This is a genomic window from Streptomyces fagopyri, from assembly GCF_009498275.1.
GTDB classification, from domain to species: Bacteria; Actinomycetota; Actinomycetes; order Streptomycetales; family Streptomycetaceae; genus Streptomyces; species Streptomyces fagopyri.
Window position 1 is genome coordinate 7114081 of the sequence record NZ_CP045643.1, and the last position, 22668, is coordinate 7136748.

At 67.6% G+C, this 22668-nt stretch carries 17 protein-coding genes, 3 rRNA genes and 1 pseudogene; 16 read left to right on the plus strand and 5 right to left on the minus strand.

Annotated elements, in window-relative coordinates; translation table 11 throughout:
• Positions 1 to 140: 140 nt before the first annotated feature.
• From GFH48_RS30750 to GFH48_RS30765, 4 genes are all read left to right on the plus strand, one after another.
• A complete protein-coding gene (locus tag GFH48_RS30750) occupies positions 141 to 1286 on the plus strand; it encodes a GAF domain-containing sensor histidine kinase (RefSeq protein ID WP_153291360.1) in 1146 nt (381 codons plus the stop codon).
• Positions 1279 to 1920 carry a response regulator gene (locus GFH48_RS30755; RefSeq protein WP_153291361.1) on the plus strand — a complete coding sequence of 214 codons (642 nt, stop codon included), beginning with the start codon at positions 1279 to 1281 and terminating at the stop codon, positions 1918 to 1920. Before GFH48_RS30750 ends, GFH48_RS30755 begins: the two co-directional genes overlap by 8 nt.
• Positions 1921 to 2075: 155 nt before the next feature.
• Entirely contained in the window at positions 2076 to 2321 is a 246-nt protein-coding gene (locus GFH48_RS30760; RefSeq protein ID WP_153291362.1) for a chaplin, read from the plus strand.
• A 213-nt stretch (positions 2322 to 2534) separates the two neighbouring features.
• Entirely contained in the window at positions 2535 to 2774 is a 240-nt protein-coding gene (locus tag GFH48_RS30765; RefSeq protein WP_153291363.1) for a chaplin, read from the plus strand.
• 568 nt (positions 2775 to 3342) lie between these two features.
• On the opposite strand, the gene GFH48_RS30770 is transcribed toward GFH48_RS30765, so the two are convergent.
• On the minus strand, positions 3343 to 4131 hold the full coding sequence (locus GFH48_RS30770; RefSeq protein ID WP_153291364.1) for a hypothetical protein: 789 nt from the start codon (positions 4129 to 4131) through the stop codon (positions 3343 to 3345).
• 121 nt (positions 4132 to 4252) lie between these two features.
• Between GFH48_RS30770 and GFH48_RS30775 the strand changes: the two genes are divergently transcribed.
• From GFH48_RS30775 to GFH48_RS30785, 3 genes are all read left to right on the plus strand, one after another.
• Positions 4253 to 5044, plus strand: a complete 792-nt coding sequence (locus GFH48_RS30775; protein WP_153291365.1) for an ABC transporter ATP-binding protein — start codon at positions 4253 to 4255, stop codon at positions 5042 to 5044.
• A 127-nt stretch (positions 5045 to 5171) separates the two neighbouring features.
• Positions 5172 to 5606 carry an NfeD family protein gene (locus GFH48_RS30780; protein WP_153291366.1) on the plus strand — a complete coding sequence of 145 codons (435 nt, stop codon included), beginning with the start codon at positions 5172 to 5174 and terminating at the stop codon, positions 5604 to 5606.
• 133 nt (positions 5607 to 5739) lie between these two features.
• A complete protein-coding gene (locus GFH48_RS30785) occupies positions 5740 to 6675 on the plus strand; it encodes an SPFH domain-containing protein (protein ID WP_153291367.1) in 936 nt (311 codons plus the stop codon).
• Positions 6676 to 6767: 92 nt separating this feature from the next.
• Here GFH48_RS30785 and GFH48_RS30790 read toward each other — a convergent pair whose 3' ends face one another.
• From GFH48_RS30790 to GFH48_RS30800, 3 genes are all read right to left on the minus strand, one after another.
• Positions 6768 to 7274 (minus strand): HNH endonuclease, encoded by a 507-nt coding sequence (locus tag GFH48_RS30790; protein WP_153291368.1) that lies wholly within the window; start codon positions 7272 to 7274, stop codon positions 6768 to 6770.
• Between the two features lie 158 nt (positions 7275 to 7432).
• Complete coding sequence (locus GFH48_RS30795) at positions 7433 to 7966, minus strand: YbhB/YbcL family Raf kinase inhibitor-like protein (protein ID WP_153291369.1); 534 nt, start codon at positions 7964 to 7966, stop codon at positions 7433 to 7435.
• 39 nt (positions 7967 to 8005) lie between these two features.
• Positions 8006 to 8791, minus strand: coding sequence for a sporulation protein (locus GFH48_RS30800; protein WP_153291370.1), 786 nt, complete (start codon positions 8789 to 8791; stop codon positions 8006 to 8008).
• A gap of 185 nt (positions 8792 to 8976) precedes the next feature.
• Here GFH48_RS30800 and GFH48_RS30805 point away from each other — a divergent pair, with 185 nt between their 5' ends.
• From GFH48_RS30805 to GFH48_RS30825, 6 genes and pseudogenes are all read left to right on the plus strand, one after another.
• Positions 8977 to 9618, plus strand: a complete 642-nt coding sequence (locus GFH48_RS30805) for a DNA-3-methyladenine glycosylase (protein ID WP_153291371.1) — start codon at positions 8977 to 8979, stop codon at positions 9616 to 9618.
• 632 nt (positions 9619 to 10250) lie between these two features.
• A 16S ribosomal RNA gene (locus GFH48_RS30810) occupies positions 10251 to 11776 on the plus strand.
• A 314-nt stretch (positions 11777 to 12090) separates the two neighbouring features.
• Positions 12091 to 15212: ribosomal RNA gene (locus tag GFH48_RS30815) — 23S ribosomal RNA — on the plus strand.
• A 136-nt stretch (positions 15213 to 15348) separates the two neighbouring features.
• A 5S ribosomal RNA gene (rrf, locus tag GFH48_RS30820) occupies positions 15349 to 15465 on the plus strand.
• Together the 16S, 23S and 5S rRNA genes form the textbook arrangement of a ribosomal RNA operon.
• 920 nt (positions 15466 to 16385) lie before the next feature.
• Positions 16386 to 16988: pseudogene (locus tag GFH48_RS40300) on the plus strand (tetratricopeptide repeat protein); the annotation flags it as partial.
• Between the two features lie 48 nt (positions 16989 to 17036).
• Positions 17037 to 17960 (plus strand): tetratricopeptide repeat protein, encoded by a 924-nt coding sequence (locus tag GFH48_RS30825; RefSeq protein ID WP_228121428.1) that lies wholly within the window; start codon positions 17037 to 17039, stop codon positions 17958 to 17960.
• Positions 17961 to 18025: 65 nt separating this feature from the next.
• Here the strand turns inward: GFH48_RS30825 and GFH48_RS30830 are convergent, their stop codons facing one another.
• Entirely contained in the window at positions 18026 to 19318 is a 1293-nt protein-coding gene (locus GFH48_RS30830; protein WP_153291372.1) for a DUF1015 domain-containing protein, read from the minus strand.
• Between the two features lie 86 nt (positions 19319 to 19404).
• Here GFH48_RS30830 and GFH48_RS30835 point away from each other — a divergent pair, with 86 nt between their 5' ends.
• The 3 genes from GFH48_RS30835 to GFH48_RS30845 all read left to right on the plus strand — a co-directional run bounded on the left by GFH48_RS30835 (position 19405) and on the right by GFH48_RS30845 (position 22664).
• The gene (locus GFH48_RS30835) at positions 19405 to 20433 is read left to right on the plus strand and encodes an HAD hydrolase-like protein (RefSeq protein WP_153291373.1); all 1029 of its coding nucleotides are present in this window, start codon (positions 19405 to 19407) and stop codon (positions 20431 to 20433) included.
• A gap of 147 nt (positions 20434 to 20580) precedes the next feature.
• Positions 20581 to 21624, plus strand: coding sequence for a FecCD family ABC transporter permease (locus GFH48_RS30840; RefSeq protein WP_153291374.1), 1044 nt, complete (start codon positions 20581 to 20583; stop codon positions 21622 to 21624).
• On the plus strand, positions 21621 to 22664 hold the full coding sequence (locus GFH48_RS30845; RefSeq protein ID WP_153291375.1) for a FecCD family ABC transporter permease: 1044 nt from the start codon (positions 21621 to 21623) through the stop codon (positions 22662 to 22664). Before GFH48_RS30840 ends, GFH48_RS30845 begins: the two co-directional genes overlap by 4 nt.
• The last annotated feature ends 4 nt before the right edge of the window (positions 22665 to 22668 follow it).

The following is a 22668-nucleotide window of genomic DNA, read 5'->3' on the forward strand; positions in this document are numbered from 1 at the left end:
AACGTAGGAACCGGGCCGCTCCCGCCGCCTCGTACGCGGGTCCCGACGACCGGGGGCCCTTCGGCCTAGGCCCAGGGGCCCAGGTGAGGCCACCCACGGGTCGGATACGCACGGTCACGCCCCACGGGTACGTTGGGGTCATGAGTCAAGGCCCCCGGTCCGGTCTGTACGCGGTCAGCTCCGCGCTGCTGGCCATGAGCCGGCACCTGGAGGTGCGCGACGTCCTCAAGACGATCGTCGCCTCGGCCCGCGAGCTGCTCGACGCGCAGTACGCGGCGCTCGGGGTCCCCGACGACCACGGCGGCTTCGCCCAGTTCGTGGTCGACGGCGTCAGCGACGCCCAGTGGAAGGCCATCGGTCCGCTCCCGCGCCAGCACGGCATCCTCGCCGCGATGCTGCACGAGGCCCGCCCCGAGCGTCTCGCCGACGTCCGCAGGGACCCCCGCTTCGAGGGCTGGCCCGCCGCCCACCCCGACATGTCCGACTTCCTCGGCCTGCCCGTCCGTGACGGCGACGAGACCATCGCGGCCCTGTTCCTCGCCAACAAGAACGGCCCCAGGCCGGACGGCGGTTGCGGCTTCACCGAGGACGACGAGGAACTCCTCACGATCCTCGCCCAGCACGCGGCGATCGCCCTGACCAACGCCCGCCTGTACGAGCGCAGCCGCGAACTCACCATCGCCGAGGAGCGCTCCCGGCTCGCGCACGAACTGCACGACGCCGTCAGCCAGAAGCTGTTCTCCCTGCGTCTGACGGCCCAGGCCGCCGCGGCCCTCGTCGACCGCGATCCCGCACGCGCCAAGGGCGAACTGCACCAGGTCGCCGCGCTCGCCGCCGAGGCCAGCGAGGAACTGCGCGCCGCCGTCATCGAGTTGCGCCCCGCCGCCCTCGACGAGGACGGCCTCGTGGCCACGCTGCGCACCCAGATCCAGGTCCTCGACCGCGCCCACTCCGCGCGCGTGACCTTCACCGGCCGGGGCGTGCGCGCCCTGCCCGCCGCCCAGGAGGAGGCCGTCCTGCGCGTCGCCCAGGAAGCCCTCCACAACGCGCTGCGGCACTCCGCGGCGGCCCGCGTCGACGTCCTCCTGGAGAAGCGGGGACCGGGTGCCGTGCTGCGCGTCAGCGACGACGGCGGCGGCTTCGACCCGACGGCGATACGCGACGCGGGACGCCATCTCGGCCTCGTCTCCATGCGGGACCGGTCGAGCGGGGTCGGCGGCACGCTGACCGTGGAATCGGCGCCCGGAAAGGGCACCACGATCGAGATGGAGGTCCCTGGTGGCTGAGGCAATCAAGGTGCTGCTCGTCGACGACCACCAGGTGGTCCGCCGGGGCCTGCGCACGTTCCTCGAGGTGCAGGACGACATCGAGGTGGTGGGGGAGGCGTCCGACGGTGCCGAAGGAATCGCCCGGGCCGAGGAGTTGAAGCCCGACGTCGTCCTCATGGACGTCAAGATGCCGGGCATGGACGGCATCGACGCGCTGCGCAGACTCCGTGAACTCGCCAACCCCGCGCGGGTGCTGATCGTCACCAGCTTCACCGAGCAGCGCACGGTCGTCCCGGCCCTGCGCGCCGGCGCGGCGGGCTATGTGTACAAGGACGTGGACCCCGACGCCCTCGCCGGGGCCATCCGTTCCGTGCACGCCGGGCACATCCTGCTGCAACCCGAGGTGGCCGGCGTCCTGCTGTCCCAGGAGGGTGCCAACTCGGGCCAGGGAAGGGGAGGTTCGCTCACCGAACGGGAACGCGAGGTGCTCGGCCTGATCGCCGACGGACGTTCCAACCGGGAGATCGCACGCGCGCTCGTCCTCTCCGAGAAGACCGTCAAGACGCATGTCTCGAACATCCTGATGAAGCTCGACCTCGCCGACCGGACGCAGGCCGCGTTGTGGGCCGTGCGCCATGGGGCGGCGGGCTGACCGGGCGCCACGACAATACGAAAGGTTCCGCTCCGGACTGAGATTCATACCGTCGGGTGTATGTCACCCGGATGGCGCATCCTTCGCGGACCCCGGCCGTTCTCCAGTGCGTGCCGCGGCGACCTGCCGCGGTGATCGCTAGGGAGGGCTCAGAAGTGAAGAACCTGAAGAAGGCCACGGCTGTCGCGATGGTGGCGGGCGGCCTGGTCGCCGCCGGTGCCGGTATGGCTTCCGCGACGGACGGCTCGTGGGCCGCAGGCCAGGCCGCGGGCTCCCCGGGTGTCGTCTCGGGCAACGTCATCCAGGCGCCGGTCCACATCCCCGTGAACGCGGTCGGCAACAGCGTGAACGTGATCGGCCTCCTGAACCCGGCCTTCGGCAACCTCGGCCTCAACCACTGAGTCCCGCACCGCACTCGGCGTGACCACCGGCCCCCCGGGCGTTCCTGGGGGGCCGGTCAGGTGTGGTCGGCCCGTAGGGCCATCCGTACATCGTCCGAATGGCCCGAACGGTCACTTCGGCCCACGGTTCCGTGCCGTGAGGCGACCTCCCGCGTTGCTCAACGTACGACCCGCGGCCGGGTCGGAACCGCAACCGCAGGAGGAACGTTTCTCATGAACATCGCGAAGAAGGCCGCCATGGCCCTCACCCTCGCCGGTATCGCCGCGGGAGCCTCCGCCGGCGCGGCCGTGGCCGACGCGGGCGCCCAGGGCGCGGCCGTACGGTCGCCGGGCCTCGCCTCGGGCAACGTCGTGCAGCTCCCGGTCCACATCCCCGTCAACGTCGTGGGCGACAGCGTGAACGTGGTCGGCCTCCTGAACCCGGCCTTCGGCAACACGGGCGTGAACGGCTGACACACCCCACCGCCCAGGGCCCCGCGGACCATCCGCGGGGCCCTGTCGCTGCCCGCCCCACCCTCCGACGCCAGAACCCTCACCCCGAACGGTCGGCTCACACCGAGCGGAGTGGCTCGCACCGAATAGGGGGCGCAAGCCGAACCGGCCGCACGCCCCGAATCGGCCGCACGCCCCGAATCGGCCGCACGCCCCGAACCGGCGCAGCGCGCCGGATGGGCGACTCGGCCGAGCGACGTGACTTGCGCCGAGCGGGGTGACGCGCGCCGAGCGGGGTGACGCGCGCCGAGCGGAGGCGCGGGCCGAACCGGGCGTACGCCCCGGACCGGGTGACCACATCGGACGGGCACTCACGCCGAACCGGGCGCGCGCACCGACGAGCGGCTCGCTCCGAACGAGCCGCTCGCCCCGAACCGGCGGCGCCCGCCCCGCAGACGGGACGGGCCCCCGCTCGACAGGTCGCTCCCGGCGCAGGCACACACCTCCAGCCCGTCCGGCGTTTGAGGACGAGCCCCTCGGGCGACACCGGCCGAAGCGGAGCAGAACCGCACGGGTCCACCCCACCCGCTCAGCGCGCGCCGCGCTCCCGTTCCTCCACGAACGCGTTGTACGCCGCCACCTGCGCCCGCCGGGCCGTCCGCTCCACCGGCCGCAGCGCCTCGGCCCGGGCCGCCATCTCGGAGGCGCTCACCGCCCCGCCGTGCCCGTTCTCGTACGCGACGGAGATCAGCAGACCCACCCGCTGGGCGAGCTCCAGCACCCGTACCGCACGCGGCGGATACCCGGGCGCCAGCACCTCGCGCCCCCGCTCCGCCCGGGCCCGGTACGCGTCCACCGCCGCCTCCGCGACCGGCCCCGACCCGGCCACGTCCAGCCGCGACAACACATCGGTCGCCTCGCGCAGCGCCTCCGCCAGCTCCCGCTCGGCCTCACCGAGGGACGGCACGTCGGCGGGCGGCGCCTCCCGCACCGGGAGACAGTGCCAGACGACCTCGACGTGCACGTCGCCGGCGGGCCCGGCCTCGTACACCTCAGGCACGAGCCCGAGCGCGGCGCCGTGACAGACGACCGCCTCCTCGGCGTCGAGGGCGCGCGCGTTGAAGTCCGCAGGTCCGCTCAGCCCGAGCGGATGCCCCGGCGCTGGCAGCGCGACCCGCAGCCCGGCGACCCCGAGCGCCCGCAGCCGGCCGAGGGCGAGCGTGAGCCCGACGGGCCCCGCCTCGCCCGGCAGCCCCTCGACCCGGTGCAGCGCGTCCTCGCCGACGATGGCGAGTACCGCGTCATCCGGAGATACAAAACCGGCCAAAAGGGCATTTCCCCATGCGGCCAGACGTCCTGAGCGTGGTTCCGAGAGCATGCCTCCACCCTAAGGACCGGCCGATGGACAGGAGCGCCCGACCGGTGGCGTAGGTTTTCCCTGGGGGCTGCGTCCACAGACGTAAGCGACGGCCGAGACTGCAATGGGAGACAACGCGCTCATGAGCGATGTACTGGAGCTGGAGGACGTGTCCGTGGTCCGCGAGGGCCGGGCTCTGGTGGACCAGGTCTCCTGGTCGGTCAAGGAGGGGGAACGCTGGGTCATCCTCGGCCCGAACGGCGCCGGCAAGACCACCCTCCTCAACCTCGCCTCCAGCTACCTCTTCCCCAGCCAGGGCACCGCCACCATCCTCGGCGAGACCCTCGGCAAGGTCGACGTCTTCGAGCTGCGCCCGCGCATCGGCGTGGCCGGCATCGCCATGGCCGAGAAGCTCCCCAAGCGCCAGACCGTCCTGCAGACCGTGCTCACCGCCGCCTACGGCATGACCGCGGGCTGGCACGAGGACTACGAGGACATCGACGAGCAGCGCGCCCGCGCCTTCCTCGACCGCCTCGGCATGAGCGACTACCTGGACCGCAGGTTCGGCACCCTCTCCGAGGGCGAGCGCAAGCGCACCCTGATCGCCCGCGCCCTGATGACCGACCCCGAGCTGCTCCTGCTCGACGAGCCGGCAGCCGGCCTCGACCTCGGTGGCCGCGAGGACCTCGTACGCCGTCTCGGCCGCCTCGCCCGCGACCCGATCGCCCCGTCCATGATCATGGTGACGCACCATGTCGAGGAGATCGCCCCGGGCTTCACCCACGTGCTGATGATCCGCCAGGGCAAGGTGCTGGCCGCGGGCCCCCTGGAGCTCGAACTCACCTCCCGCAACCTCTCCCGCTGCTTCGGTCTCCCCCTCATCGTCGAGCAGGTCGGCGAGCGCTGGACCGCGCACGGACTCCCGATGGCCTGACCCGCACGGAACAACCGGCCCGAACCGCCCCGTGCGAGGCATCCGCTCCGCGGGACCCGGCACGAGCCCCTTCTCCACCCGATGCGCGCCCTGTCGCCGGACCGACCCGCGGACCTACCATGACCGCGTGGACGACATCAACGCATGGGTGTGGTGGCTGGTCGGCGCTGCCGCGCTGGGCATCCCGCTCGTGGTGACCGCGATGCCGGAGTTCGGCATGCTCGCCGTGGGCGCCGCGGCCGCCGCGGTCACGGCCGGTCTCGGCGGCGGTGTCGTCATCCAGGTGCTCGTCTTCTCCGCCGTCTCCGTCGCGCTCATCGCGGTGGTGCGCCCCATCGCGACCCGGCACCGTTCCCAACGGCCCCAACTGGTCTCGGGCGTCGAGGCGTTGAAGGGCAGACAGGCCGTCGTCCTGGAGCGGGTCGACGGTTCGGGTGACGGCCGGATCAAGCTCGCCGGAGAGATCTGGTCGGCACGCGCCCTGGACACCGGACAGGCCTACGAGGTGGGCCAGGAAGTGGACGTCGTGGACATCGAAGGAGCCACGGCGATCGTCATGTGACCTCGCGCGACGCCAACTTGAACCGAACGCCCACGCGGCAGACAACGGTCTGTCAGACTCGTCCAGCAAGATCTTCAACAACCATAAGATCTTTCGGAAACACCGAGGCGGAGAAGGGTACGGGGAGTTATCGATGGCACCCATCATCATCGTCCTGATCATTCTGGTGGTGCTGGTTTTCATCGCCCTGATCAAGACCATCCAGGTCATCCCACAGGCCAGTGCCGCCATCGTCGAACGCTTCGGCCGGTACACGCGGACCCTGAACGCCGGACTGAACATCGTGGTCCCGTTCATCGACTCGATCCGCAACCGCATCGACCTGCGTGAACAGGTCGTGCCCTTCCCGCCGCAGCCGGTGATCACCCAGGACAACCTGGTGGTCAACATCGACACGGTCATCTACTACCAGGTCACCGACGCCCGCGCCGCGACGTACGAGGTCGCCAGCTACATCCAGGCGATCGAACAGCTCACCGTCACCACGCTGCGCAACATCATCGGTGGCATGGACCTGGAGCGGACACTCACCTCCCGCGAGGAGATCAACGCGGCCCTGCGCGGAGTCCTCGACGAGGCGACCGGCAAGTGGGGCATCCGCGTCAACCGCGTGGAACTGAAGGCGATCGAGCCGCCCACCTCCATCCAGGACTCGATGGAGAAGCAGATGCGCGCCGACCGTGACAAGCGCGCCGCGATCCTCACCGCCGAAGGCATCCGGCAGTCGCAGATCCTCACCGCCGAGGGTGAGAAGCAGTCCGCGATCCTGCGTGCCGAGGGTGAGGCCAAGGCCGCCGCCCTGCGCGCCGAGGGCGAGGCCCAGGCCATCCGCACGGTCTTCGAATCCATCCACGCCGGCGACGCGGACCAGAAACTCCTCGCCTACCAGTACCTCCAGATGCTCCCCAAGATCGCCGAGGGCGACGCCAACAAGCTCTGGATCGTGCCCAGCGAGATCGGCGATGCCCTCAAGGGGCTGAGCGGTGCCATGGGCAACTTCGGTCCCATGGGCGGCGGTTCGGGCAACAGCGGCGCGGAACGCCGTGAGAAGCCGTCCGTCACCGACTGATGACGACGTACGACGAGGGGGCCCGTCTCCAGCTGGAGACGGGCCCCCTCGTCGTACGACCTGCCCCCGCGCGGACCCGCGGGCCGCGGCGACTAGGCAGCGGGCTGCACCAGCCACTCCGGCAGCGCGTCCAGGTCGTCACGGTCCAGTGTCAGCAGCATCGCGTCCGCGGGCGTCGGCTCGAACGGCTGCCGCAGCAGCGGCATCCCCGCCTGCTCCGGCGTACGGGCCGCCTTGCGGTGGTTGTCCTCGGCGCACGACGCGACCGTGTTCAACCAGGAGTCCCGGCCGCCCTGCGCGCGGGGCACCACGTGGTCGACCGTCGTCGCCCGCCTGCCGCAGTACGCGCAGCGGTGGCGGTCGCGCACGAGGACACCGCGCCTCGACCACGGGGCTTGTCTTCGGAAGGGCACCCTGACGTACCTGCACAACCTGATCACCCGCGGCACGGGTATGTCGAGAGCGGCGCCGCGCATGCGCAGTTCGGGGTGGGCCTGCTCGACGACGGCCTTGTCCTGGAGCACCAGAACGACGGCTCGGTTCAACGTCACCGTCGACAGCGGCTCGAAGCTCGCGTTCAGAACCAGTGTGTCCCGCATCCTGCCCACCTCCCGTACGCACCGGCCCACCCCCTGGCGGGCTTGGATCAACTCTGGCCGGGCACGCCGAGATGGACAACGCAATAAAAATGCCCGCCCCTGATCACTTCCATGACCAGAGGCGGGCAAACGTTCAGTGAACGTCCGTGTGCCTTGCTTTACGCGGGAGCCGCGTACTCGCCCATCAGCTGGGCGCGGGCCAGCGTGTGGAACCGCAGGTTGAATCCGACATAGGCCGGCGACGCCTCCGCGTCCGGGCCGAGCTTCTCCTGGTCCACGGCGTACACCGTGAAGAGGTATCGGTGCGCGGGGTCCCCGGCGGGCGGCGCGGCGCCCCCGAAGTCGTTGGTCCCGTAGTCGTTGCGCACCTGGACCGCACCGTCCGGCAGCCCTTCGAACTTGCCGGTGCCCGCTCCCGCCACCAGTTCGGTGACGGAGGCCGGGATGTCGAACACCACCCAGTGCCAGAACCCGCTGCCCGTCGGCGCGTCCGGGTCGAAGCACGTCACGGCGAAGCTCTTGGTGCCGGCGGGGAAGCCTTCCCAGCTCAGCTGCGGCGAAGTGTTCCCGGCTGAGTAGACCTGGGCGTCCTTCAGCACCGCGCCCGACGCGACGTCCTCACTGGTGACCGTGAAAGCCGGCACGGGCGGATGGAAGTCGTGCGGGAGCGGCGCCCTCTTGAGCTCGGTCACGTCAGTACCTCCTGAACGGCGGAATCTCTCGGCCCGAGCCTAGAACCAGCTGCGCTTGCTGCCGACCTCGGACAGCCACTGGTTCAGATACCCGGCCCAGTCCGTGCCCTGGAAGTCGTGCAGACCCACCTGGAAGGAGCGGTACGAGTCACTGCCCTCGCTGAACAGGCCCGGCTTCTTGTCCATCTCCAGAATGACGTCCATCTCGCGGTCGTCCGCGACGAAGCTCAGCTCCACCTGGTTCAGGCCGCGGTACTGCGACGGCGGGAAGAACTCGATCTCCTGGTAGAACGGCAGCTTCTGGCGGCTGCCCCGGATGTGGCCGCGCTCCATGTCCGCGTTCTTGAAGCGGAAGCCCAGCTGGATGAAGGCGTTCAGGATGGCCTGCTGCGCCGGAAGCGGGTGCACGTTGATGGGGTCCAGGTCCCCGGAGTCGATGGCGCGCGCGATCTCCAGCTCCGTGGTCACACCGATGTGCATGCCGCGCAGGCTCTGTCCGTCGATCGTGGTGATCGGGGTCTCCCACGGGATGTCGAGCCCGAAGGGAACCGCGTGCACGGCGCCGGCCTGCAGTTCGAAGGCCCCGCCGAGCCGCAGCTTCGCGAACTCGATGTCCTGCTTGTACTCCTGGTCGTCGTGCCCCTCGACCTCCACCTTGGCCTGGAGCCCCACCGACAGCCCCTCGATGGCCTGGTTCACGGATCCGCCCTGGATCCGCACCTCACCCTGCACGACACCGCCCGGAACGACGTTGACCTCGGTCAGCACCGTCTCGACCGAAGCCCCACCGGCTCCCAGGCTCGCAAGCAGCCGCTTGAACCCCATGTCCTCAACCTCCCCAGGCAACGCCTGTGCTCCGTAGTAATGCGTCTGGATCCCTGATCCCTACATACGCGATCCGACCGCGGCCGGTTCCGCGTTCTCACCCTTACAAGGGGAACGCTCCTTGACCACCCGTCGGCACCCACACGTACCCACGACTCCGTGTCACTGGACTACGCTGGTACGCCATGATCGCGGCCCCTGACCGTACGCCTCTGACGCGTGAGTTCTTCGACCGCCCCGTGCTGGAGGTCGCCCCCGACCTCCTGGGGCGGGTGCTCGTGCGCGCCACACCGGACGGTCCGATCGAGCTCCGCCTCACGGAGGTCGAGGCGTACGACGGCCCGGACGATCCCGGCTCCCACGCCTATCGCGGCCGTACGGCCCGCAACGGCGTGATGTTCGGTCCGCCCGGGCATGTGTACGTCTACTTCACCTATGGCATGTGGTTCTGCATGAACCTGGTGTGCGGGCCCGCGGGCAGACCCAGCGGGGTCCTGTTGAGGGGCGGCGAGGTCATCGAGGGCGCGGAGCTCGCGCGCAAACGTCGACTCTCGGCCCGAAATGACAAGGAACTGGCCAAAGGACCGGCCCGCCTGGCGACGGCGCTGGGCGTGGACCGGTCCCTCGACGGCGCCGATGCCTGCGCTCCCGAGGGGGGTCCGCTGACCCTGCTGAGGGGGACACCGGTCGGCTCCGACCAGGTACGCAACGGTCCGCGAACCGGGGTGGCCGGCGACGGGGGCGTCCACCCCTGGCGCTTCTGGGCCGCCAACGACCCCACCGTGAGCCCTTATCGGGCCCATACGCCCCGTCGCCGCTCAACTTGACTCGCCTCTGGGGGGTCCGTAATGTAGCCCGAGCCGCTTGACCCGGGTACGGCGTTCAGCCAGCAGCCGGAAGTGGCCAACCCACTACCTACAACCTCCCCTCAGCGGGGGCGAATTCGTCATGTCCGCATGTCTGAATTCAAACTCGCGAAGCTCGATTATGAGTTGCGGAGGGAATCGGCTAGCGTAGTGAATGTCGAAAGGCCGCGAGTCGAAAGAACTCAAAGGCCGAAAGGCAAACCCACCGACTGGGAATCAGGCCCGAAAGGATCTGATAGAGTCGGAACCGCCGGAAAGGGAAACGCGAAAGCGGAAACCTGGAAAGCACCGAGGAAATCGGATACGGAAACGGTCTGATAGAGTCGGAAACGCAAGACCGAAGGGAAGCGCCCGGAGGAAAGCCCGAGAGGGTGAGTACAAAGGAAGCGTCCGTTCCTTGAGAACTCAACAGCGTGCCAAAAATCAACGCCAGATATGTTGATACCCCGTCTCCGGCCGATCGGCTGGGACGAGGTTCCTTTGAAAAAGTCCTGCCCCTTGGGGTAGGCGCACAGCGAGGACGCTGTGAACCGGGGGATTATTCCTCCCCTTGGTTCCGCTCTCGTGTGTGTCGTCCCGATTACGGGAAAACATTCACGGAGAGTTTGATCCTGGCTCAGGACGAACGCTGGCGGCGTGCTTAACACATGCAAGTCGAACGATGAAGCCCTTCGGGGTGGATTAGTGGCGAACGGGTGAGTAACACGTGGGCAATCTGCCCTTCACTCTGGGACAAGCCCTGGAAACGGGGTCTAATACCGGATAATACCTGCCTGGGCATCTGGGTGGGTTGAAAGCTCCGGCGGTGAAGGATGAGCCCGCGGCCTATCAGCTTGTTGGTGAGGTAGTGGCTCACCAAGGCGACGACGGGTAGCCGGCCTGAGAGGGCGACCGGCCACACTGGGACTGAGACACGGCCCAGACTCCTACGGGAGGCAGCAGTGGGGAATATTGCACAATGGGCGAAAGCCTGATGCAGCGACGCCGCGTGAGGGATGACGGCCTTCGGGTTGTAAACCTCTTTCAGCAGGGAAGAAGCGAAAGTGACGGTACCTGCAGAAGAAGCGCCGGCTAACTACGTGCCAGCAGCCGCGGTAATACGTAGGGCGCAAGCGTTGTCCGGAATTATTGGGCGTAAAGAGCTCGTAGGCGGCTTGTCACGTCGGTTGTGAAAGCCCGGGGCTTAACCCCGGGTCTGCAGTCGATACGGGCAGGCTAGAGTGTGGTAGGGGAGATCGGAATTCCTGGTGTAGCGGTGAAATGCGCAGATATCAGGAGGAACACCGGTGGCGAAGGCGGATCTCTGGGCCATTACTGACGCTGAGGAGCGAAAGCGTGGGGAGCGAACAGGATTAGATACCCTGGTAGTCCACGCCGTAAACGGTGGGAACTAGGTGTTGGCGACATTCCACGTCGTCGGTGCCGCAGCTAACGCATTAAGTTCCCCGCCTGGGGAGTACGGCCGCAAGGCTAAAACTCAAAGGAATTGACGGGGGCCCGCACAAGCAGCGGAGCATGTGGCTTAATTCGACGCAACGCGAAGAACCTTACCAAGGCTTGACATACACCGGAAAGCATTAGAGATAGTGCCCCCCTTGTGGTCGGTGTACAGGTGGTGCATGGCTGTCGTCAGCTCGTGTCGTGAGATGTTGGGTTAAGTCCCGCAACGAGCGCAACCCTTGTTCTGTGTTGCCAGCATGCCCTTCGGGGTGATGGGGACTCACAGGAGACTGCCGGGGTCAACTCGGAGGAAGGTGGGGACGACGTCAAGTCATCATGCCCCTTATGTCTTGGGCTGCACACGTGCTACAATGGCAGGTACAATGAGCTGCGAAGCCGCGAGGCGGAGCGAATCTCAAAAAGCCTGTCTCAGTTCGGATTGGGGTCTGCAACTCGACCCCATGAAGTCGGAGTTGCTAGTAATCGCAGATCAGCATTGCTGCGGTGAATACGTTCCCGGGCCTTGTACACACCGCCCGTCACGTCACGAAAGTCGGTAACACCCGAAGCCGGTGGCCCAACCCCTTGTGGGAGGGAGCTGTCGAAGGTGGGACTGGCGATTGGGACGAAGTCGTAACAAGGTAGCCGTACCGGAAGGTGCGGCTGGATCACCTCCTTTCTAAGGAGCATCTAGGCTGCCAGGCTTGCCTGGTGGTCCAGGGCCATTACGTCGGCAGATGTTCGACGGTGGTTGCTCATGGGTGGAACGTTGATTATTCGGCACTTTCAGTCATCTCAGGCTGCCAGTACTGTCCTTCGGGGCGTGGAAAGCTGATCTGAGTGGCGAGGGTGTCGGGCACGCTGTTGGGTGTCTGAAGGTACGGCCGATTCTGGCTGCCTTCAGTGCCGGCCCCAGTGCACTCGAACTACTGGTTCGGGGTGATGGGTGGTTGGTCGTTGTTTGAGAACTGCACAGTGGACGCGAGCATCTGTGGCCAAGTTTTTAAGGGCGCACGGTGGATGCCTTGGCACCAGGAACCGATGAAGGACGTGGGAGGCCACGATAGTCCCCGGGGAGTCGTCAACCAGGCTTTGATCCGGGGGTTTCCGAATGGGGAAACCCGGCAGTCGTCATGGGCTGTCACCCTTGCCTGAACACATAGGGCAAGTGGAGGGAACGCGGGGAAGTGAAACATCTCAGTACCCGCAGGAAGAGAAAACAACCGTGATTCCGGGAGTAGTGGCGAGCGAAACTGGATGAGGCCAAACCATATGCGTGTGAGACCCGGCAGGGGTTGCGTATGTGGGGTTGTGGGATTTCTCTTTCACGGTCTGCCGGCCGTGAGACGAGTCAGAAACCGTTGATGTAGGCGAAGGACATGCGAAAGGTCCGGCGTAGAGGGTAAGACCCCCGTAGTCGAAACATCAACGGCTCGTTTGAGAAACACCCAAGTAGCACGGGGCCCGAGAAATCCCGTGTGAATCTGGCGGGACCACCCGCTAAGCCTAAATATTCCCTGGTGACCGATAGCGGATAGTACCGTGAGGGAATGGTGAAAAGTACCGCGGGAGCGGAGTGAAATAGTACCTGAAACCGTGTGCCTACAAGCCGTGGGAGCGTCGGATACGTGCTTGCACGTATCTCGTGACTGCGTGCCTTTTGAAGAATGAGCCTGCGAGTTTGCGGTGTGTTGCGAGGTTAACCCGTGTGGGGAAGCCGTAGCGAAAGCGAGTCCGAATAGGGCGATTTAGTAGCGCGCTCAAGACCCGAAGCGGAGTGATCTAGCCATGGGCAGGTTGAAGCGGCTGTAAGAGGTCGTGGAGGACCGAACCCACCAGGGTTGAAAACCTGGGGGATGACCTGTGGTTAGGGGTGAAAGGCCAATCAAACTCCGTGATAGCTGGTTCTCCCCGAAATGCATTTAGGTGCAGCGTCGTGTGTTTCTTGCCGGAGGTAGAGCACTGGATAGGCGATGGGCCCTACCGGGTTACTGACCTTAGCCAAACTCCGAATGCCGGTAAGTGAGAGCGCGGCAGTGAGACTGTGGGGGATAAGCTCCATGGTCGAGAGGGAAACAGCCCAGAGCATCGACTAAGGCCCCTAAGCGTACGCTAAGTGGGAAAGGATGTGGAGTCGCACAGACAACCAGGAGGTTGGCTTAGAAGCAGCCACCCTTGAAAGAGTGCGTAATAGCTCACTGGTCTAGTGATTCCGCGCCGACAATGTAGCGGGGCTCAAGCGTACCGCCGAAGTCGTGTCATTGCAGCAATAGGGCCAACGCCTGCTGTGATGGGTAGGGGAGCGTCGTGTGCCGGGTGAAGCCGCGCCGGAAGGCAGTGGTGGACGGTTCACGAGTGAGAATGCAGGCATGAGTAGCGATACACACGTGAGAAACGTGTGCGCCGATTGACTAAGGGTTCCTGGGTCAAGCTGATCTGCCCAGGGTAAGTCGGGACCTAAGGCGAGGCCGACAGGCGTAGTCGATGGATAACCGGTTGATATTCCGGTACCCGCTGTGAAGCGTCAAACATTGAACCAGGCGATGCTAAGTCCGTGAAGCCGCCCTGGAGCCTTCGGGCAAAGGGGAGTGGTGGAGCCGACGGACCAGACCTGCAGTAGGTGAGTGATGGGGTGACGCAGGAAGGTAGTCCATCCCGGGCGGTGGTTGTCCCGGGGTAAGGGTGTAGGCCGTGTGATAGGCAAATCCGTCACACATCAAGGCTGAGACCTGATGCCGAGCCGATTGTGGTGAAGTGGATGATCCTATGCTGTCGAGAAAAGCCTCTAGCGAGTTTCATGGCGGCCCGTACCCTAAACCGACTCAGGTGGTCAGGTAGAGAATACCGAGGCGTTCGGGTGAACTATGGTTAAGGAACTCGGCAAAATGCCCCCGTAACTTCGGGAGAAGGGGGGCCATCTTTGGTGATCCGATTTACTCGGTGAGCTGGGGGTGGCCGCAGAGACCAGCGAGAAGCGACTGTTTACTAAAAACACAGGTCCGTGCGAAGCCGTAAGGCGATGTATACGGACTGACGCCTGCCCGGTGCTGGAACGTTAAGGGGACCGGTTAGTCAAACTTCGGTTTGGCGAAGCTGAGAACTTAAGCGCCAGTAAACGGCGGTGGTAACTATAACCATCCTAAGGTAGCGAAATTCCTTGTCGGGTAAGTTCCGACCTGCACGAATGGCGTAACGACTTCTCGACTGTCTCAACCATAGGCCCGGTGAAATTGCACTACGAGTAAAGATGCTCGTTTCGCGCAGCAGGACGGAAAGACCCCGGGACCTTTACTACAGTTTGATATTGGTGTTCGGTTCGGCTTGTGTAGGATAGGTGGGAGACTTTGAACTCTGAGCGCCAGCTCAGGGGGAGTCGTCGTTGAAATACCACTCTGGTCGTGCTGGATGTCTAACCTGGGTCCGTGATCCGGATCAGGGACAGTGTCTGATGGGTAGTTTAACTGGGGCGGTTGCCTCCTAAAGAGTAACGGAGGCGCCCAAAGGTTCCCTCAGCCTGGTTGGTAATCAGGTGTTGAGTGTAAGTGCACAAGGGAGCTTGACTGTGAGACCGACGGGTCGAGCAGGGACGAAAGTCGGGACTAGTGATCCGGCGGTGGCTTGTGGAAGCGCCGTCGCTCAACGGATAAAAGGTACCCCGGGGATAACAGGCTGATCTTCCCCAAGAGTCCATATCGACGGGATGGTTTGGCACCTCGATGTCGGCTCGTCGCATCCTGGGGCTGGAGTCGGTCCCAAGGGTTGGGCTGTTCGCCCATTAAAGCGGTACGCGAGCTGGGTTTAGAACGTCGTGAGACAGTTCGGTCCCTATCCGCTGTGCGCGTAGGAATATTGAGAAGGGCTGTCCCTAGTACGAGAGGACCGGGACGGACGAACCTCTGGTGTGCCAGTTGTCCTGCCAAGGGCATGGCTGGTTGGCTACGTTCGGGAGGGATAACCGCTGAAAGCATCTAAGCGGGAAGCCTGCTTCGAGATGAGTATTCCCACCCCCTTTGAGGGGTTAAGGCTCCCAGTAGACGACTGGGTTGATAGGCCGGATCTGGAAGGCGGGTAACCGCTGGAGGTGACCGGTACTAATAGGCCGAGGGCTTGTCCTCAGTTGCTCGCGTCCACTGTGTAGTTCCCAGACAACGAACGGTTGTGCTGGCTGAACAGTTTCACTAATGAATTGAATAGTGTGCTTGTTCGCTGCCCGTTCGAGGTCTCACCATAGGGTGAGATGTCTGACAGGGTTTCGGTGGTCATAGCGTGAGGGAAACGCCCGGTTACATTCCGAACCCGGAAGCTAAGCCTCACAGCGCCGATGGTACTGCAGGGGGGACCCTGTGGGAGAGTAGGACGCCGCCGAACAATCTTTGGAGGACCTCTGGTCCCAGCGACTCGCTGGGACCAGAGGTCCTTTTTTGTTTTTACGAAGCGCGCCGGGTACCCGGCTGCGCGAGAATGACTTGCGGTACCGAAGACAGGAGTCACCCATGTCCACCAACTCTCCCGATGAGCGACCGGAGCGCGATCAGCGACGCCGGGACAGTGGTGACCGCGGCGGCTACCGCGGGGCTGCGCCCCGCCGTGACAACGACCGCCGCGACGGCGACCGCGGCGGCTTCGGCCGGCGTGACGACCGTCGCGACGGCGACCGAGGCGGAGACCGCGGCGGTTTCCGCCGTGACGACAACCGCCGTGACGACAACCGCCGTGACGACAACCGCCGTGACGACAACCGCCGTGACGACAACCGTGGCGGCAGCAGCAGCGGCGGCAGTGGTGGCAGTGGCAGCAGTGGTGGCGGGTTCCGTGGTCGCGACGACCGTCGGGAAGGCGACCGTGGGGGCCGTCCGCCGTTCCGACGTGACGACCGTCCCAGCGGGCCGCGTCGTGACGACCGTGACCGTGGTGGCTTCCGCAAGGACGGTGACCGGCCGGCCTTCCGCCGTGACGACCGCGGTGAGCGTCGTGAGGGGGATCGTCCGCCGTTCCGTCGTGACGAGCGTTCTGGCGGTGCGCCGCGTCGTGACGACGATCGTGGTGGCGGTTTCCGTCGTGACGACAACCGTGGCGGTAGCGGGAGTGGTGGCGGTTTCCGTCGTGACGACAACCGTGGCAGCAGCGGCGGCAGTGGCAGCAGTGGCGGTTTCCGTCGTGACGACAACCGTGGTGGCAGCGGCAGTGGTGGCGGGTTCCGTCGCGACGACCGACGTGACGATCGTCGGGGCGACGACCGCGGTGGTTTCCGTCGCGACGACCGCAACGACTTCCGGCGTGACGGTGACCGGCCGGCCTTCCGCCGCGACGACCGCGGTGAGCGTCGTGACGGGGATCGTCCGCCGTTCCGTCGTGACGAGCGTTCCGGCGGTGCGCCGCGTCGTGACGACGATCGTGGTGGCTTCCGTCGTGACGACAACCGTGGCGGTAGCGGGAGTGGTGGCGGTTTCCGTCGCGACGACAACCGTGGCAGCAGTGGCGGGTTCCGTCGCGACGACAACCGTGGTGGCAGCGGCAGTGGTGGCGGGTTCCGTCGCGACGACCGACGTGACGATCGTCGGGGCGACGACCGCGGTGGTTTCCGTCGCGACGACCGCAACGACTTCCGGCGTGACGGTGACCGGCCGGCCTTCCGCCGCGACGACCGCGGTGAGCGTCGTGACGGGGATCGTCCGCCGTTCCGTCGTGACGAGCGTTCCGGCGGTGCGCCGCGTCGTGACGACCGTGGCGACCGTCGCGAGGGGGAGCGTCCCGCCTTCCGCCGTGACGACCGCCGCGATGACCGCGGCGGCGACAGCCGGGGCGGCGGCTTCCGCGGGCGTGACGACCGCGGCCGTGACGACCGTGGGCGCGGAGGCCCGCGCCGTGACGACCGGGGTGGCCGTCCCGGTGGCTTCCAGGGCCGTGACGACCGGGATCGCGACCGGGACCGTGAGCCGATCAAGCGGCTGCCGATCCCGGACGACGTCACGGGCAACGAGATCGACAAGGACGTCCGGCAGGAGCTGCAGAGCCTGCCGAAGGGACTTGCCGAGGAGGTCTCCCGGAACCTGGTGATGGTCGCGCGGCTCATCGACGAGGACCCCGAGGGCGCGTACGCGTACTCCAGGATCGCCCTGCGTCTGGCGTCGCGGGTCGCCGCCGTACGCGAGGCGGCCGGATTCGCCGCCTACGCGAGCCAGAAGTACAGCGAGGCGCTCGCGGAGTTCCGTGCGGCGCGTCGGATGACCGGCAGCGTGGACCTGTGGCCCGTCATGGCGGACTGCGAGCGCGGTATGGGCCGGCCCGAGAAGGCGCTGGAGATGGCCGGTGCGCCCGATGTGCAGAAGCTCGACAAGGCCGGTCAGGTCGAGATGCGGCTGGTGGCCGCTGGAGCGCGGCGGGACATGGGGCAGCTCGATGCCGCCATCGTGACCCTCCAGAGTCCCGAGCTGGCTTCGCACTCCGTGCAGCCCTGGACCGCGCGACTGCGCTACGCGTACGCTGACGCGCTTCTCGCCGCCGGTCGTGAGGACGAGGCGCGCGACTGGTTCGCGAAGGCCGTCGAGTCCGACAAGGACGGCAGCACGGACGCCTCGGACCGGCTCGCGGAGCTGGACGGTGTCGAGTTCGTCGACGCGATGGCCGAGGACGAGAACGACTCCGAGGCGGGCTCCGTACGTGAGGCCGATCAGGGGATCCGGGCCGAGGTCGACGACGTGGACGACGTGGACGACGTGGACGAGGTCGACGAGATCGACGACGAGGACCTCGACGACGCCGAGGACGAGCGTGATGAAGAGCGTGACGAAGAGCGCGACGAGGACCGTGCCGGAGACGGTGCCGAGGAGCGCGGCGACGACAAGGACGCTCCTCGCGGCTGACGGCCGCACCACGCGGTGAGAGGACGAGCGGCGGGACTCCGGAAGGGGTCCCGCCGCTCGGCGTTTCAGTCGGAGAGCGCCCGGAGAACCAGTCCCGACGCCGGCTTCGGCCCGAACGACGTCGACTTGCGGGGCATCGTGACGCCCTGGCGGGCGAGGTCGCGGACGACCTCCTCGTGCACCGGGTGCAGGAGAACCGCCGTGCCGCCGTCGAGCTCGGCCTTGGCGACCGTGGCCTCGGTGTCGTGGATGTACGCGATGTGGGCGGGCGAGTCCTCCGGGATGCCCCAGACGTGCGCGAGGAGCGTGGCGTGCAGGACGGTCGCGTCCAGGGTGCGCCAGGCCTCGGGGTGGTCGGCCGGGATCGTACGGCTGAGGAGATCCGGGTCCGGGCGGTCGACCAGATGGAACGAGCCGTCGCCCGCGAGGAGGAAGGCGTTGCCCTCCGCGGCCGCCGAGGCGAGGGCCTCCAAGGCCTTCGGGAGGGGAACGTCGAGCCGGCGCACCCGGAACGAGTCCGTGAGGGCCGCGAGCGCCTCCGCGACCGGCAGCCCGTGCAGGAGACGGTGGATCGCGCGGACCCGCAGCGGATAGCGCGCGGTGTCCACCAGGAGGACGAGACCGAAGTCCCAGGGGCTGGGCGAAGGGTGCTCGGCGCGCAGACGCAGATAGGTCGCCCAACGGTGGTGGCCGTCCGCGATGAGGGCCTGGTGGCGGCCCAGGTCCGTCTGGATCTCGGCCAGATCGGCGGGATCGGTGACCGCCCAGAGACGGTGGCTGAGACCGTCCTCCGTGGTGGTGGACAGCAGCGGCTCGCGCTCCGCGGTGCGCTCGATGACGGCGGCCGTGCCGACCCGGGAACCGGTGCCCCGGTAGGTCAGCAGCAGGGGTTCGAGATTGGCGGAGGTCGCCCGCATCAGGGCCGCGCGGTCCGCGACGATGTGGGGCATGACGTCCTCGTGCGGAAGGACGACACCGTCGGACGGCTCCGACAGGCGCAGGGTGCCGATGATGCCGCGCTGCAGCATGTCGTCGTCGCGCTGCTCGTAGACGTACAGACCCGGCTCGGTGTCGGTGGTGAGGACACCCTTGGACAGCCAGGCGTGCAGGGTGTCGGCCGCCTGGCGGTTACGGGCGTGGGGAGTCGCGTCCTGGGGGAGGATCAGCCGGACGATGTTGTGCGGGTCCGCCGATTCGAGGTGCAGCAGACCGTCCGGCCGGACGATGACGTCGTACGGCGGGGACGTCACGGCGGCGAGGCTGCCGACCCGGTCGGGGTCATAGCGCACGCCCCGGAACGGGGCCAGATCGAGGCCGCTGCGCACCGGGGTTTCCTCCGCGGGACCTGCAGTGTTCATTGACGCATCGTAAGTGTGATCGTCAGTGTGTGCCGATGCCATGCGCGATGATCGAGGGAAAGCGCTAGAACGAGGAGCGATGTGCAATGAGCCAGACCGTAAGGACGCGACCCGAGGGCAGCGAGCGGGCCCTGAGCGAGGCGTACGACACGGCGCTGCTCGATCTGGACGGGGTGGTGTACGCGGGCGGGAACGCGATCGACCACGCCGTGGAGTCGCTCGGCACCGCCCGGTCCGGCGGGATGCACCTCGCCTATGTGACCAACAACGCGCTGCGGACGCCTGACGCCGTCGCCGAACACCTCGGTGAGCTGGGTGTTCCGACGGACGCCGGTGACGTCATCACCTCCGCCCAGGCGGCGGCCCGGCTGATCAGTGAGCAGGTGCCGGCCGGCGCGCGCGTGCTGGTCATCGGCGGGGAGGGGCTGCGGGTCGCGCTGCGCGAGCGCGGGCTCGAACCGGTCGAGTCCGCCGACGACGATCCGGCGGCGGTGGTGCAGGGCTACGGCGGCCCCGACCTGCGCTGGGCACGGTTCGCGGAGGCCTGCTACGCCATCGCGCGGGGGGTGCCGTGGTTCGCGTCCAACACGGACCTGACCATTCCGAGCGCCCGCGGTATCGCGCCGGGCAACGGCGCCGCGGTGGAGGTCGTACGGATCGCCACCGGCGCCGAGCCGCAGGTGGCGGGCAAGCCGCTGCCCCCGATGCACCGCGAGACGATCCTGCGGACCGGGGCGAAGCGGCCGCTGGTGGTCGGCGACCGGCTGGACACCGACATCGAGGGCGCGTTCAACGGCGAGGTGGACTCGCTGCTCGTGCTCACCGGCGTCACGGACGGCGCGCAGCTCCTCGCGGCCCCGCCGCGGCACCGGCCGACGTATGTCGACGCCGATCTGCGCGGTCTGCTGACCGGTCAGCCCGCGATCGGCCAGGAGGGTGACGGGTTCCGGTGCGGGGGGTGGACGGCGACGGCCGGGAGCGAGCGCCTGGAGCTGTCGGGCGACGGCGAGGCGCTGGACGGGCTGCGGGCGCTGTGCGCGGCGGCGTGGACGGCGGCCGGGGACGGGACCTGCGCGCTGGACGGCGCCAAGGCACTGGCACGGCTGGGACTCTGACAGCCCGTTCCGGGCTCGTCGGCGGTGTACGCGGGCTCGGTGGCGGTTCACGCGGGGGCGCCGGGCGCCGAGAGGCGCGCGGGGCGTCGGTGGTGGTGAGCGGTGCCCGGGAACCATGCCCCAGCGAGGGTAGGCTAACCTAACCAGGTGTTGGTCGACAGCCCCCCTGAACAGCGCGCGGAGACCGCCCCCGCGCCCCCGAACCGCTGGGCGATACGTGCCGTCGGGCTCGTCGTGTCCGCGGCAGTCCTCGTGCTCGTCGCGCTGGCGAGCATCGCGATCGGTGCGAAAGCAGTGCCGTTGGACCAGGTCTGGCACGGCCTGTTCCACGACACGGGGACGTATGCCGACGTCGTCGTGGGCGACCGGCTCTCGCGTACCGTCCTCGGACTGCTCGTCGGCGCCGCGCTCGGGTTGTCGGGTGCCGTCCTGCAGGCGCTCACCCGCAACCCGCTGGCCGATCCCGGACTGCTCGGGATCAATGCCGGCGCGTCCGCCGCGGTCGTCACCGCCATCACGTACTTCGGTGTCACCAGCGTGAGCGGATACGTCTGGTTCGCCTTCTTCGGCGCGGCCGCGGTCGGCGCACTGGTCTGGTTCCTCGGCGGCAGCCGGGGCGCCACCCCGGTGCGGCTCGCGCTCGCCGGCACCGCGATCAGCGCCGCCCTCTACGGCTATCTCCAGGCCGTGATGATCATGGATGACGCGGCGCTGGGCAAGATGCGCTTCTGGACGGTCGGTTCGCTGGCCTCGGCGACGGACTCGACCATCAGGCAGGTGCTGCCGTTCCTGGTGGCCGGCACGGTGCTCGCGCTGGGCCTCGCCCGGCCGCTGAACGCCATGGCCATGGGCGACGACACCGCCCGCGCGCTCGGCGCCAACCTGAACCGCACCCGTGCGCTGTCCATGGCTGCCGCCACCGTGCTGTGCGGCGCCGCGACGGCCGCCTGCGGGCCGATCGTCTTCGTCGGGCTGATGGTTCCGCACGCCGTACGGTCCTTCACCGGCCCGGACCTGCGCTGGATCCTGCCGTACGCGACCCTGCTGTCGCCGGTGCTGCTGCTCGGCGCCGACGTGACGGGGCGGATCATCGCCCGGCCCGCGGAACTCCAGGTCGGCATCGTCACCGCGGTCCTCGGCGGCCCGGTCTTCATCTACCTCGTACGACGGCGGAGGACGGCCCAGCTGTGAGCACGACACGTACTCGATCCCTACGCGCGCGCGGCGGACTGTCGGTCCGGTTCGACGTGCGGGCGCTCGTCGTCGTCGTGCTGCTGATGGTGGCCGCGCTCGCCGCGAGCGTGGTGCTCATCGGCACCGGCGACTTCCCGATCCCGGCCGTCGATGTCCTCAGGACACTGGCCGGCGACGGGAACGCGGGCCAGGAGTTCATCGTGAACGACCTGCGGCTGCCTCGGGTGCTCGTCGGCCTCCTGGTCGGGGCCTCGCTCGGACTCGGCGGGGCGATCTTCCAGTCCGTCTCCCGCAATCCCCTGGGCAGCCCGGACGTCCTCGGCCTGGGGCAGGGGGCGACGGCGGGCGCGCTGATCATGATCGTGCTGTTCTCGGGGACCGCGAACCAGGTCGCCCTCGGAGCACTCGTCGGCGGCCTGGTGACCGGGGTCGCCATCTATCTGCTCGCCTGGAAGCGGGGCGTGCACGGCTACCGGCTGGTCCTGGTCGGTATCGGCGTCTCCGCGATCGTCACCGCGGTCAACGGCTATCTGCTCACCAAGGCGGACCTCGTCGACGCGGCCCGCGCGGTCGTCTGGATGACCGGGTCCCTCAACGGCCGTGACTGGGCCCAGGTGTGGCCGCTGCTGGCGATGTGCGCCGTCCTGGTGCCGCTCGTCCTCGCCAACGCGCGGGGGCTGCGCATGATGGAGATGGGTGACGACGTGTCGTACGCACTCGGGGTGCGGGTGGAGCGCGTACGCCTGCTGATGATGCTGTCCGCGGTCCTGCTCACCGCGGGTGCCACCGCCGCCGCCGGTCCGGTCGGCTTCGTGGCGCTCACCGCGCCGCAGCTCGCCCGGCGCCTGACCCGCTCACCCGGACCCAACCTGGTGCCGTCGATGTGCATGGGCGCCGCCCTGCTGATCGTCGCGGACTGGGCCTCGCAGCGGGCCTTCGGCGCCGACCAGCTGCCCGTGGGCGTCGTCACCGGAGTGCTCGGCGGGATCTATCTGCTGTGGCTGCTCGTCACCGAGCGCAAGGCGGGCCGGATATGAGCGG

Bases quoted from the DNA above. Each gene is read 5' to 3' on its own strand.
- GFH48_RS30750 (WP_153291360.1), top strand. From the start codon at position 141: ATGAGTCAAGGCCCCCGGTCCGGTCTGTACGCGGTCAGCTCCGCGCTG.
- GFH48_RS30765 (WP_153291363.1), top strand. From the start codon at position 2,535: ATGAACATCGCGAAGAAGGCCGCCATGGCCCTCACCCTCGCCGGTATC.
- GFH48_RS30770 (WP_153291364.1), bottom strand. From the start codon at position 4,131: ATGCTCTCGGAACCACGCTCAGGACGTCTGGCCGCATGGGGAAATGCC.
- GFH48_RS30775 (WP_153291365.1), top strand. From the start codon at position 4,253: ATGAGCGATGTACTGGAGCTGGAGGACGTGTCCGTGGTCCGCGAGGGC.
- GFH48_RS30785 (WP_153291367.1), top strand. From the start codon at position 5,740: ATGGCACCCATCATCATCGTCCTGATCATTCTGGTGGTGCTGGTTTTC.
- GFH48_RS30790 (WP_153291368.1), bottom strand. From the start codon at position 7,274: ATGCGGGACACACTGGTTCTGAACGCGAGCTTCGAGCCGCTGTCGACG.
- GFH48_RS30800 (WP_153291370.1), bottom strand. From the start codon at position 8,791: ATGGGGTTCAAGCGGCTGCTTGCGAGCCTGGGAGCCGGTGGGGCTTCG.
- GFH48_RS30805 (WP_153291371.1), top strand. From the start codon at position 8,977: ATGATCGCGGCCCCTGACCGTACGCCTCTGACGCGTGAGTTCTTCGAC.
- GFH48_RS30830 (WP_153291372.1), bottom strand. From the start codon at position 19,318: ATGAACACTGCAGGTCCCGCGGAGGAAACCCCGGTGCGCAGCGGCCTC.
- GFH48_RS30835 (WP_153291373.1), top strand. From the start codon at position 19,405: ATGAGCCAGACCGTAAGGACGCGACCCGAGGGCAGCGAGCGGGCCCTG.